We start from the raw sequence: 12323 nt of genomic DNA, 5'->3' as shown, positions 1-12323 counted from the left end.
AGCGTCTGTGACCCACCCGATCCCATCCCGAACTCGGCCGTGAAACCTGACTGCGCCGATGGTACTATTGCTCAAGCACTGGAAGAGTAGGGCGTCGCCAGGCATTGAAGCACGCGCATATATCGGAACACACAAACCCATTCACAGTTCATGAAAGGGCGACCCAAAAGGTCGCCCTTTTATCGTTGCCGTCGCGGGATGGAGCAGCCCGGTAGCTCGTCAGGCTCATAACCTGAAGGTCGTAGGTTCAAATCCTACTCCCGCAACCAAAACAATAGCGACATTCCATAAAGCCCCGACGCACAAAGCGCCGGGGCTTTGTGGATTCTCGGCCAATCGACGCTGCTCGATCCACTCCAGGATCCGTATCGTATGCATTCGGTGAAGGGTATGCATTCGGTGAAGGCCGCGGATCAGGCGGCTTCGCGTTGATCCTCTGCGGTGCGCCAGTTCCATATGTGGACGGCTCCCTCTTGCAAGGGCTGAACGGAAAATTTGATCGGATCGCTTGCTTCCATATGTCCGGCCTTTCGGTGCGGTCGCACGTGACCGCTGGCCAAGATGGTTTCCGCGGTGTGTGTTCCCAACAAGGCAGCGGCCTGTGATGGCCATTGGAACTGACGGAGTGTCACACGCCTCGGATCGATCGATCGCACCATCTGCTCTCTTCATGCAAGATCACGGATCAGCTCAGTACGATAGCATTGATATTTTGCTCATCGTCCCTGGCTAATTCTTATGCTGCTACCGCAGTTAGCGCGGGCGGCGCGACGCACTGGTATCGCTCGCCGCTCACCATGAGTTTCCACGCGACACGTGCGGCTTTGTTAGCAACGGCAACCGCAACGAGCTTAGGCGATTTTCGTGCAATCAAGCCGATAAGCCACGGTGTTAGATTCCTGCCTCGCCCATTGCGGGCGTGCTGAACGACTGCGGTGGCTCCGACCACGAGCGTGCTTCTGAGAAGCTCATCACCAGCGCGAGTGATAACGCCGTGTCTTGTCTTGCCGGCGGTCGAGTGATCTTTGGGGGTCAGGCCCATCCATGCCGCAAAATCCCGACCGGATTTGAATAGATGCGGATCGGGCGTTTTCATCATGAGCAAGGTCGCGCCGATAGGCCCAACGCCGGGAATTTTGGCCAGTCGCTGACTACATTCGTCGTTGCGATGCCATTCCATCAGCTTCGCGTCGATCCGTTCGATCTCGCACTGGAGCTGCGCATATTCCTTTCCCTGCAGCGCAAAAAGTTCGCGCGCCAATTCGGGTATCGTTTCATCTTCCGCGATGCACTCGAGAAGCGGTACGACGCGACATGCACCCGTCGCCGCGGTGATGCCGAACTCCGCGCCATACCCTCGTATAGCGTTGACGAGCTGGGTGCGCTTCTGAATAAGCCTTTCGCGCACCCCGACCAACATGAGCGCGGCCTGTTGTTCTGCAGTCTTTACCGGAACGAAGCGCATTGTTGGGCGGCTCACCGCTTCGCAGAGAGCTTCGGCATCCGCAGCGTCGTTCTTGCCGCGCTTGACGTAGGGCTTCGCTAATTGCGGCGCGATCAACCTTACATCATGCCCGAGCGATCCGAGAAGACGAGCCCAATGATGTGAACTGCCGCATGCCTCGATAGCGACGAGGGTGGGTGGCAGCTTTTCGAAAAACCGAATCATCTCTCGGCGCGTCAACTTCTTGCGCAGCACTGGCTTCTCCGCTGCATCGACGCCATGCAGTTGAAAAACGTTCTTTGACGTATCCATGCCTATGCGGGTAATTTGCTCCACGGGCGGCTCCCTTGATTGAGTCTTGCAACGCACTCACTCTGGCACATTGCGATGCCGTTGGGAGCCGTCCACCCCAACAAGGAAGCAGTTCATGGAGACGGTTCTGGGGGATGTCGGCGATGCGCGCGAGGACGTCGGCAAGCCAAGCCTGCGGATCGATGTCGCTGAGCTTTGCCGTGCCGATAAGGCTCAGCATGAAGGCAGTGCGCTGGCCTCCGCGGTCTGAACCGGCGAATAGCCATGATTTTCTGCCCAGGGCTATACCTCTGAGCGCCCGTTCCGCCGCGTTGTTCGTCAGGCAGATGCGGCCGTCACCGAGGAAGGCGGTAAATGCTGCGGATTCCGATGATGCCGCCCGTCTGTTCCGATATGATCGCGTGAGCTTGCGGGCGATGCGCCCGTCACCGCGCGCCAGCGCGAGATCCTCCAGCAGTCGGGGGAAGCGGGTGTAGAGGACCGAGCGGTTGTCCCGGCAAGCCTTGTGCCCGATGGCGCAGGCCAACCAACTCTTGCCGATGCCGGTAGGGCCGCAGAGCGCCAGATTGTCGTGGGCATCGATCCAGTCACCCTGGAACAGTGCCTGGAGGAGGCGCCGATCCAGACCGCGGGTGCTGCGATAGTCTACGTCTTCCGGCGAGGCTTGGTGGCGCAGCCTGGCATGGCGAAGACGGGCAATAAGGCGCTTGTCATGGCGATGCGTCATTTCCCGATCGAGCAGCAACCCGAGCCATTCGGCATGGCTCAGCGTCGCGCTGTCATCATGTTTGTCGAGTTCGCTGAACGCCTTGGCCATGCCGTACAGGCCCAGCGTGTTAAGTTGATCAAGGGTAGGATGAGTGAGCACGACTATCTCCTTCAGTGGTAGTAGGTTGATCCGCGGATATTCGGGTGATCGATTGCCCCCTCCTCGGTGCTCCGAGGGGCACGCAATGGCTGCCCGTCGAGCTTCTTTTCGAGGATGGATTTGACCGACCCATAATTGCGCGCGCCGACCTCCAGCGCTCGAAGAGCCGCAGCATCGAGCCGGGCGGCGCCATAGGGGCGCGCCAGACGCAATATGCCCAGGCAAGAACGATAGCCCTGTTCGGGATGAGGACGGTCGCGCAGGATCATCTCGCACAACAACTGTACCGATGGCCCCAGATTCCGGGCTTCCGCGACGATGCGCTCGATCGTCCAGTCGGCGTAGCGTCGATGGCTGGAGGGCATATGATCGTTGATCGTGGTATGCCGGCCATTGCCCGAACCACGCATGTGGCAGCGATGCGCTCGCCCTTGGCAAAGACCTCTACCGTCCGCGCCGTCAGCCGCACTTCGACCGCAGCGCGCGCGTGGCGGTAGGGCACCGAGTAAAAATGCTTCTCGACTTCAACATGATAATCGAGCCCAACACGTGCACGGCGCCATTGTGCCAGGACATAAGGCTCGGCCGGCAAGGGCTTGAGCCGCGGCGCATCCAACTCTTCGAACAAGGCGCGTCGCGTGCGCCCGAACCGGCGCATAACCCATTCATCGTTGAGACGGCGCAGCAGATCGGCAATGGCCGCGTTGAGTTCACCCAGGCCATGCCAGATCCGATGACGCAACCGGCCCAGCATCCAGCGTTCGACGATGCCGACACAGGCTTCAACCTTGGCCTTGTCGCGGGGCCGATAGGGTCGGGCGGCGAGTACGGCGGTGCCATAATGGGCCGCCAGCTCGGCATAGCTGCGATTGACATGAGGATCGTAAAGGCACGCCTTGATCACCGCGATTTTGGCGTTGTCCGGGATCAGCAGGCGGGCGGAGCCGCCAAAATAGCCGAACGCGCGGATATGGGCATCCACCCAGTCAGGCAGGCTTTCCGTCCAGCTCGCCCAGGCAAAGGACAGGCTGGAGGCACCCATTACGGCCACGAAGATATGCGCCTCGCGGATTTCACCCGTCAGCCTGTTGACCACCACGGGCACAGTGTCTCCGGCATAGTCGACGAACATCCGGTCGCCGCCCAGATGCGTCTGCCGCATGGTGACCGGCAGCCTGGCTTCCCAGCTCCTATAGAGCTCACAAAAGCGGCTGTATCGATACCCATCGGGCTGAAGCTCGATATATTCGTCCCAAAGGATTTGCAGCGTAACATGCTTGCGCTTGAGTTCGCGATTGACCGCCGCCCAATCGGGTTCGGCACGCCGCCGGTGACCCTGCTTGGTCCCCGCCGCACCATATAGCCGGGCTTCCAATGCTCCGTCCGTTAGGTCCGCCGGCAAGGGCCATTCCACGCCCGATGCCTCAAAGCGGCGCAAGGTCTCCCGCACTGTCGAGGGCGCGACACCCAGCTGGCGCGCAACCGCTCGAACCGGAACCTCCGCGTCTCGGACCAACCGCAATATCTCTCGCACCCGGCGCATCTGTATTCTCTCCGTCGGCATCCGATCCTCCCAAAAGGGACGATCCTGCGACGACCAGAACAGCTCCTGCAAACCGCCCAGAGGTGGGCGGCATCATCCCGGAATGATGGGCGACATCATTCCGGAACGGTGGGCGGGATCAAATCGGAATGGCGGGCGACATCATCGCGGAATGCCGGGCGCGATCACCCCGGAATCCGCAAATGCAGGCCATGCCTTGAGCATGTAATCCATGGCCTCGGCCACATCGCTGTTCTTTGATAGCTTTGACCGGTTGTCGCGCATCCATCCTTCCAGATCGACAACCAGCGGCGCGCTGAGTTCCTGCCGAAGGGCGAGACGCTCCTGAGCCGATCTGCCGTTGATGGCGCGCTCGATGTCGAAGATCGCGTCGATACGACGGACCGCCTCCACCGCCAGCGGCGAGATGACGGGTGCTTTCTTGCGGCGCTTCTTGAGCTGGGTGGCGATATCGGCCAGCTCGAAGAAATAGCGGCGCGCGTGGCTCCAGCAAAGGGCGCGGGTCAGCGGCGCCGGCAGGCGGTCGCCATGGAACAGGGCATTATATCCGGCATAGGCATCGGCCTGGAGAATGCCTCTCCAACTGCGCAGATGGCTCACAGGATGCTCGCCTCGCCGGTCGCGGGAATAATGGAAGATCGCTGCGGGCGGTGCCGGTCCGCCAAAAGGTCGATCATCCCGAACATAGGTCCAGATCCGGCCTGTATCGATCTTGGTCTTGGCCAGCACTGGCACCGTCGTATCATCGCCATGCAGCCGCTCTGCGGCCAGGACATGCGCCTCGATCAACAGATAGAGCGGCATCAGCGCAGCGGTGCAGGTGCCGACCTGATCGGCCAGGGTCGAAAGGCTCAGTTCCACGCCCTCGCGGGCATAGCGCTCGCGCTGGCGGTTGAGTGGTTGATGCGCGCCGAACTTCTCGAACAACAGCATCGCCAGGAAGCTGGGGCCAAAGAGCCCGCGAGGCGTCACATGGAACGGCGCCGGCGGTTGGGTGATCTTCTCGCAATCGCGACAGGAGAATTTCTCCCGAACGGTCTGGATCACCTTCCACTGGCGCGGCACGACCTCGAGCGTCTCGGTAATATCCTCACCCAGCTTGCACAGCCGATCCGAACCGCAGCAGGGGCAGGCCTCGGGCGCGGCAATGACGACGCGCTCGCGCGGCAGATGCTCGGGCAAGGGCTTGCGGGCGGGCCGCTTGCGCTCGAACGGTGCGACATTGGTCTTCGCTGCCGCCAACGCGGCCAACGTCTCGTCCTCGCTGGCAGTGGCCTCGCACTCCTCGAACGTCAGCTCCATCTGGTCGAGCAGATGGCGGGTACGTTCAGATCGCTGGCCATAAAGGGTACGGCGCATCTTCTCGTTCTGAAGTTCGAGAAGGGCATTGCGGGCTTCCAGATCCGCGTTGATCGCCTTGATCCGGGCCACTTCAGCGGCGACAGCCTCGGCAGCGGCAAGCCGCTCGCGAAGGCTGTCGATCTCTGCTTGTACCTCGTTCCCCATGGCCAATAGCATAGCCAAAAAGCACCGGAATCTCTATCTTTTTAGGTCATGCCAGGGCTTTTATCCGGCCAATGTCGGGCGCCATGTGGCCTGCGGATTACGCCAGTCGATCGCCTCCAACATGCAGGCCATCTGCGAGGGGGAGATGGCAATCACGCCGTCCACGGCCGAAGGCCAGATGTACTTTCCGCGCTCGAGACGCTTGGCATAAAGCGACATGCCCACGCCATCGTGCCAGATGATCTTGCAGAGGTCGCCGCGGCGTCCCCTGAAAATGTAGAGGTCGCCCGCGTAGGGATCACGTCCGAAACTCTGCTGCACCTGCAAGGCCAGGCTGCGCATGCCGCGCCGCATGTCCGTGTGCCCCGTTGCAATCCATATCCGAACGCCGGAGGAAACTGGGATCACGGCTTGATCGACCGCAGCACTGCCGACACTAGTCCGAGCGAAGCACCAGCGGGAATACGCACGACCGCCCGTTCGAACTCCACGATGATCGCCGATCCGCTCACTGGCATCGGATCGGGCTGCACCTGCACTTCTGCAAAGACTTGGGCTGCCTGCCCCATCTGCCGCCGCCATCTGTAGATCTGGTTCGGCCGCAGATCGGCACGGCGGGCAATCTCCGCCACGTTCGCACCGGGCGCCGAAACCGCCGCGACCAGTTCGCGCTTCTGCTGGTCGGTCCATACCCGCCGCCGCTCCGGCCCCGAAATTGCCGTGATCTGACTCATCGCACCGTCCTTAGTATCGGTGCAAACACCGGCGCTTGCACCGGTGCCATGTCAAAATATCAGCCGATCACCGCAAGGCGGCCCTCACCGGAGCCATACCCTTGCGCGGCGTTTCCACGCCATACTGGTCGGACGTGAAGTAGCAGAGTTCGAACCATGGCTAGCACAGGCACTTGGCAGTGCCATCGCTTCGTTCGCGCGCGGCCTCCGGCGCGATATCGGTGCAGCGCGCGCTGCATTGATTTTGCCGTGGAGCACTGAACCAGTCGAAGGCAAGATCAACAAGCTCAAGTTCATCAAGCGTTCCATGTACGGACGGGCTGGCCTTGACCTACTCCGAGCGCGTATCATGGCATAACACCTGCCTCGAAATTGCGGGAGAGCCCACTTTTGCGGAGAATTGCACGACCGATGACAAAAGCCAACGCAGCAATCGCACATTTTGTGGAAAAGGTTGGCTGATAGCCAGCTGGATTTTGCACGTGCTTACGAACAATATTTCCGATAAATGCCGTCGGCGTTTTATTCAGTGACGCGTTAGCCGATATCAAGGAGATAAGACTGCCATGAAGATCGCTGTGTTTGGCCTCGGCTACGTCGGGCTTTCCAACGCAGTGCTGCTTGCCCAGAACAACATCGTCGTCGCAGTCGACATCACGGCCGAGCGCGTCGAAATGCTCAATGCGCGCAAGTCTCCCATCGTCGATGCCGAGTTGGAGGAATTCCTGGCAACCAGGCCGCTGGACCTCGCCGCGACGCTCGACCCGGCTGAGGCGATGGCGGGCGCCAACTACGTGATCGTCGCGACGCCGACGAATTACGATGTCGAGACCAACGAGTTCGACACCTCTTCGGTGGAAGCAGTGATCTCGACCGCGTCGGGCCTGAACCCCGACGCCACGATCGTCATAAAATCGACCATCCCGGTCGGCTTCGTCAAGGACGTGCGCGCGCGGCTGGACACACAGCAGGTGATCTTCAGCCCCGAGTTCCTGCGTGAGGGCCGGGCGCTCTACGATAACCTTCATCCCTCGCGCATCATCGTCGGCGAGCAGTCCGAGCGGGCGCGCATCTTCGCCAACCTGCTGCTGCAGGGCGCCGAGGCCAAGGACTTCGAGATCCTGTTCACCGACTCCAACGAGGCCGAGGCGATTAAGCTGTTCGCCAACACCTACCTCGCCATGCGCGTCGCCTTCTTCAACGAGCTGGACAGCTATGCCATCGCCGGCGGCATGGACAGCCGCCAGATCATCGATGGCGTCAGCTTCGATCCGCGTATCGGCCGGCACTACAACAATCCCAGCTTCGGCTACGGCGGCTATTGCCTGCCAAAGGACACCAAGCAGCTGCTGGCGAACTATTCCGAGGTGCCGCAGAACCTGATCGGCGCGATCGTCGACGCCAATCGCACCCGCAAGGATTTCCTGGCCGACCAGATCATCGCCCGCAGGCCGGGCGGCGTTTACCGGCTGGTGATGAAGGCCAGGTCGGACAATTTCCGCCAGTCTTCTGTGCAGGGCATCATGAAGCGTATCAAGGCCAAGGGCATCGAGGTGGTGATCTTCGAGCCGGCGATGGAGCAGGACGAGTTTTTCGGCTCCCGGGTGGTCCGCGAGATCGATGCGTTCTGCAGCGAGTGCGACGTCATCATCGCCAACCGCATGACCGACGCGCTGGAAGGCGTGAGCGACAAGGTCTTCACGCGCGACCTGTTCGGTTCGGACTGATCGCCGGCGGCAGGACCATCAAGGGCTAAGGAGACTACATGCGCAAGGCACTGGTTACGGGATCGGCAGGCTTCATCGGATCGTTCGTCTGCGCCCGCCTTCTTGAAGACGGCTTCCGCGTCATCGGCCTCGACGCCATGACCGACTACTACGACGTTTCGCTCAAGGAGCGGCGGCTAGAGCGGCTTGGCCCCTCCAACCACTTTCGCTCCATCACCGGCTATGTCGAGGAGCCGGGCCTGCTGATGACGCTGTTCGAGGAGGAGAAGCCGGACGTGGTGATCCACCTCGCCGCACAGGCGGGCGTGCGCTATTCGATCGACAACCCGCGCGCCTATCTGGAAAGCAACATAGTCGGCACGTTCGAGCTGCTGGAGGCCGCGCGCGCCTATCCGCCGGCGCACATGCTGCTGGCCTCCACTTCGTCGGCCTTCGGCGCCAATACCGAAATGCCGTATCGCGAGACCGACAAGGCCGACCACCAGATGTCGTTCTATGCGGCGACCAAAAAAGCCACCGAGAACATGGCGCACAGCTATGCGCACCTGTTCGGCCTGCCAGTCACCATGTTCCGCTTCTTCACCGTCTACGGGCCGTGGGGCCGGCCGGACATGGCGCTGTTCAAGTTCACCAAGGCGATCCTCGAGGGCAAGCCCATCGACGTCTACAACTACGGCGACATGAAGCGCGACTTCACCTACATCGACGATCTGGTTCAGGCGATCCGCCTGCTGATCGACACGTCGCCGGTGCGCCCGGAGACGGTGGATGCGGTGCCCGCAGGTGACAGCCTCTCTCCGGTGGCGCCGTGGCGCGTGGTCAACATCGGCAATTCCGACGCGGTGCAGCTGACCGAGTTCATCGAGGCGATCGAAGCGGCGACCGGGAAGGAAGCGACCCGCAACCTGATGCCGATGCAGGCAGGCGACGTGCCCGCGACCTGGGCTGATGCCAGTCTCCTCAAGACGCTGACGGGCTACGCTCCGCAGATGAAAGTCCGCGAAGGTGTCGCGCGCTTTGTCGCGTGGTACCGCGATTACTATGCTATATAGAAGCTGGGCACCCGCAAATACCTCTGATTTCTTGACCTTTCGAGCGCCAAGTGATTGAAATTGTTAGATGGGACTTTGCTGAATTCAGGGTTGTTGCGGGTGTCCAGCTTACTTTATATCGGTCAAAGCGAAGTTCAACTTTCAAGCGTATATGCTCTCAGCAATACTTTGACTATATTAATACCAAGACCTGTGGAGTTTGACTCGTTAGGCCTATCACGAGACGCTATATCGTGATTCATGTGGACGCCCCCTTTGGCAAGGGCTTTGTTGTCGCGATGATTTGATCGGTTGCTTTCATGTGTCCGGCCTGTTTGTGCGGCATTGTGTCTGCCGCTGGCCTGATCGAAATCCGCCGGTGAGGTCCCTAATCAACGTGACGCGCTTTTGAGGCGCATTGAAGATTGTGTCCCACCTGGACACCCGCAAAAACCTTGGCGGATTTGAGTCATTCGTGATTCATTGATTGGGTAGCTATTGGAGGTGATGAGCCATGGACCCCAAGTCGCTTTTCAGCCTGAACGATCATCTTGAGATGCTGAGAGGCTGTGTCTGGACTTGTACCGGTTTTGCGCCGGTCACCTGAGCGTATAGAGCTGGATATCCGCAAATACCTCAGATTTCTTGAACTTTCGAACGCCAAGTAATTGAAATTGTTAGATGGGATTTTGCTGGATTTAGGGTTGTTGCGGGTGTCCAGCTCGCAACAGGAGACCGCAGAGATGATCAAACATTCAGAAGAGTTTAAGCAAGAGGCGGTGCGTATTGCGCTGACCAGTGGGTTGCCGCGTGAGCGGGTTGCCAAGGATTTGGGGATCGGGAAGTCGACGCTAGGTAAATGGGTGTTGCAGTATCGGCCAACCGATCTGGTATCAGCGCCGCAGGCAGATTTGGCTCGTGAGAATGAGCGACTACGTCTGGAGAACCGCGTGCTGAAGGAGGAGAGGGATATCCTAAAAAACGGTCCCCGGCTGAGCCCGCCTGTGCGCGGTAGAAACGGGTCGTGCTATGGTGCTCGCCAGGAGGGTCGCGGCCGTTCGCTTATTGGAGGCATGGTACCCCGTTAAAAAACGTGGCCCGTGGGCATTTGCGTGCTTGAGAGTGGCGACGCCGCATTGCGACGATCCCGGTTAGGAAGATGACGGTTTGCATGGCCCATACCCTCCGTTTTGAAGGAGGACGTGGAATGACAGGAGCAAAATCCTCGGGCACTGACGCATTGTCGATGGTCAACCCTGGCGCCGCCGCCATCGATATCGGCTCGACCATGCACATGGCGGCGATCAGCTCGCAGACGGATGACAATCCCGTGCGGGCATTTGGTACATTCACCGGCGAGCTGCATGAGATGGCCCGTTGGTTCAAGGCCAGCGGCGTTACCAGCGTGGCGATGGAATCCACCGGCGTATACTGGATCCCGGCCTATGAAGTGCTGGAGGAGCACGGCTTTCACGTCATTCTCGTCAACGCCCGATACGCCAAGAACGTCCCGGGCCGAAAGACCGATGTCAGCGATGCGGCCTGGCTCCAACGCCTTCACAGCTATGGGCTATTGCGAGGGAGCTTCCGTCCTGAGGCGGGCGTGGCGACCATGCGTTCCTACCTCCGGCAACGCGAGCGTCTGATCGAATATGCCGCGTCCCATATCCAGCACATGCAGAAGGCGCTGATGGAGATGAACGTGCAGCTTCATCACGTCGTTTCCGACATCACGGGCGTTACGGGCATGCGGATCATCAGGGCCATTGTAGCTGGGGAACGCACGCCCAGCACGCTGGCGGAAATGCGCGACGTTCGTTGCCATGCGTCGGTCGAGACAATCTGCGCCGCCTTGTCCGGAAACTGGCGGGATGAGCATATCTTTGCGCTATGCCAGTCGCTGGCGCTGTACGACTTTTACCAGACCAAGATCCTTGAATGCGATCGCAAGCTGGAGGTCGCGCTCAAGGCGCTCGAAATCGACAAGGGGCACGATATCCGCGAACTCCCCAAAGTCCGGACCAAAAGACGGCAGGTGAACACACCTGACTTCGAGGTCCGGTCCGCGCTTTATCGCGTGCTGGGCGTGGACCTGACGCAAATCCATGGCATCGGCCCGTCTCTGGCGCTCAAGCTCGTCGGCGAGTGCGGCACCGATCTCGCAGCATGGCCCAGTTCCAAGCATTTTACGTCCTGGCTATGTCTGGCCCCGGGCAACAAGATATCCGGTGGCAAACTGCTCTCGTCGAAAACGCGGCGCTCATCGAGCCGTGCGGCAGCACTCCTGCGTCTGGCTGCGACTACAATAGGCCGCAGCGACACCGCACTCGGCGCGTTTTACCGGAGGCTGGCGGCGCGCGCAGGAAAAGCGAAGGCGGTCACGGCCACCGCACGCAAGATCGCGGTCCTGTTTTACAACAGCTTGCGGTACGGCATGGCGTATCATGATCCCGGTGCCACCCAATATGAAGAACGGTATCGGAACCGGGTGATCGGCAATCTCCAGCGCCGCGCAAAGGCCTTCGGCTTCTCGCTCCAGGAGTTGCCACCGGAGCCCGACATGGTTGTTTCTTAGGAAGGCCACGCAGTTCTTCGCGAGCCAGCGGCCGTGAGGTTCGCGTTCGTGGAGAGCTGGCGTCATGTATGGCCGGTCGAGACGATCCGCCGGGTGATGCGGGTCAGCCCACGTGGCTATCGTTCATGGCGCGTCCGGCCCATGTGTCGCCGGGACCGGACCGACATGCGAGTGCTGGCCCATATCCGGGAACAGTATAGCCTCAGCCTTGGCAGCTATGGCCGTCCTCGTATGACAATGGAGCTTAAAGAGGCAGGCCTTGATGTCGGCGAGCGACGCGTTGGTCGGCTGATGCGGATCAACGGCATCAAGCCAGTCCGCACCCGCAAGCACAAGGTGACGACGGACAGCCACCATCGCCTGGGTGTTGCAGCGAACTGGCTGGACGGTGATTTTGTCGCTGCTGCGCCCAACCAGAAGTGGGCTGGTGACATTATACCAACCTGCATTGATCACAACCCACGCGCCCATTTGCGGCGTCCGATAGTCATGATGCGCCACGGTTGATCGACCAGCTTGTTCCAGGCTTCGCAGCAAAGGTCGATGATGTTGTCGTGGGACG

The 12323-nt window shown here is 60.4% G+C and carries 6 protein-coding genes, 1 tRNA gene, 1 rRNA gene and 6 pseudogenes; 8 read left to right on the top strand and 6 right to left on the bottom strand.

All coding sequences use genetic code 11. From position 1 onward, the window contains the following. Together rrf and KRZ98_RS16195 are read left to right on the top strand one after the other, a co-directional pair. Nucleotides 1–103: ribosomal RNA gene (gene rrf / locus KRZ98_RS16200) — 5S ribosomal RNA — on the top strand; the annotation flags it as partial. Between the two features lie 89 nt (nt 104–192). Further along, nucleotides 193–269 (top strand) — tRNA-Met (locus KRZ98_RS16195). 467 nt (nt 270–736) lie between these two features. Here KRZ98_RS16195 and KRZ98_RS16190 read toward each other — a convergent pair. The 6 genes and pseudogenes from KRZ98_RS16190 to KRZ98_RS16160 all read right to left on the bottom strand — a co-directional run bounded on the left by KRZ98_RS16190 (nt 737) and on the right by KRZ98_RS16160 (nt 6428). After that, on the bottom strand, nt 737–1780 hold the full coding sequence (locus KRZ98_RS16190; protein ID WP_026150064.1) for an IS110-like element ISShsp1 family transposase: 1044 nt from the start codon (nt 1778–1780) through the stop codon (nt 737–739). Nucleotides 1781–1853: 73 nt separating this feature from the next. Then, nucleotides 1854–2624, bottom strand: a pseudogene (locus KRZ98_RS24445) (ATP-binding protein); the annotation flags it as partial. 11 nt (nt 2625–2635) lie between these two features. Next, nucleotides 2636–4167: pseudogene (gene istA, locus KRZ98_RS16175) on the bottom strand (IS21 family transposase). 210 nt (nt 4168–4377) lie between these two features. Further along, nucleotides 4378–5694, bottom strand: a pseudogene (locus KRZ98_RS16170) (IS66 family transposase); the annotation flags it as partial. 60 nt (nt 5695–5754) lie between these two features. After that, the gene (gene tnpB, locus KRZ98_RS16165) at nt 5755–6102 is read right to left on the bottom strand and encodes an IS66 family insertion sequence element accessory protein TnpB (protein ID WP_368389840.1); all 348 of its coding nucleotides are present in this window, start codon (nt 6100–6102) and stop codon (nt 5755–5757) included. Then, a complete protein-coding gene (locus KRZ98_RS16160) occupies nt 6099–6428 on the bottom strand; it encodes a transposase (RefSeq protein WP_217674482.1) in 330 nt (109 codons plus the stop codon). The genes tnpB and KRZ98_RS16160 overlap by 4 nt, the downstream gene beginning before the upstream one ends. Nucleotides 6429–6621: 193 nt before the next feature. On the opposite strand from KRZ98_RS16160, the pseudogene KRZ98_RS24195 reads away from it, so the two are divergent. From KRZ98_RS24195 to KRZ98_RS16135, 6 genes and pseudogenes are all read left to right on the top strand, one after another. Further along, nucleotides 6622–6786 (top strand): annotated as a pseudogene (locus KRZ98_RS24195) (ISL3 family transposase); the annotation flags it as partial. Nucleotides 6787–6994: 208 nt separating this feature from the next. Next, nucleotides 6995–8155, top strand: coding sequence for a nucleotide sugar dehydrogenase (locus tag KRZ98_RS16155; protein ID WP_217674481.1), 1161 nt, complete (start codon nt 6995–6997; stop codon nt 8153–8155). A 38-nt stretch (nt 8156–8193) separates the two neighbouring features. After that, nucleotides 8194–9207, top strand: coding sequence for an NAD-dependent epimerase/dehydratase family protein (locus KRZ98_RS16150; protein ID WP_217674480.1), 1014 nt, complete (start codon nt 8194–8196; stop codon nt 9205–9207). A gap of 722 nt (nt 9208–9929) precedes the next feature. Then, a pseudogene (locus KRZ98_RS24190) lies at nt 9930–10166 on the top strand (transposase); the annotation flags it as partial. A 266-nt stretch (nt 10167–10432) separates the two neighbouring features. Continuing rightward, nucleotides 10433–11761 carry an IS110 family transposase gene (locus KRZ98_RS16140; RefSeq protein WP_217674484.1) on the top strand — a complete coding sequence of 443 codons (1329 nt, stop codon included), beginning with the start codon at nt 10433–10435 and terminating at the stop codon, nt 11759–11761. Next, nucleotides 11762–12196, top strand: a pseudogene (locus KRZ98_RS16135) (IS3 family transposase); the annotation flags it as partial. Nucleotides 12197–12323 lie beyond the last annotated feature (127 nt).

The sequence above is a fragment of the Sphingobium sp. AS12 genome, assembly GCF_019097845.1.
Lineage (GTDB): Bacteria > Pseudomonadota > Alphaproteobacteria > Sphingomonadales > Sphingomonadaceae > Sphingobium.
The sequence above is the reverse complement of the archived record's forward strand: the minus strand, read 5'-3'. Positions and strand labels throughout refer to the sequence as shown.

Coding starts and splice junctions, on each gene's coding strand:
- KRZ98_RS16160 (WP_217674482.1), bottom strand. CDS start 6,428: ATGAGTCAGATCACGGCAATTTCGGGGCCGGAGCGGCGGCGGGTATGG.
- KRZ98_RS16155 (WP_217674481.1), top strand. CDS start 6,995: ATGAAGATCGCTGTGTTTGGCCTCGGCTACGTCGGGCTTTCCAACGCA.
- KRZ98_RS16150 (WP_217674480.1), top strand. CDS start 8,194: ATGCGCAAGGCACTGGTTACGGGATCGGCAGGCTTCATCGGATCGTTC.
- KRZ98_RS16140 (WP_217674484.1), top strand. CDS start 10,433: ATGGTCAACCCTGGCGCCGCCGCCATCGATATCGGCTCGACCATGCAC.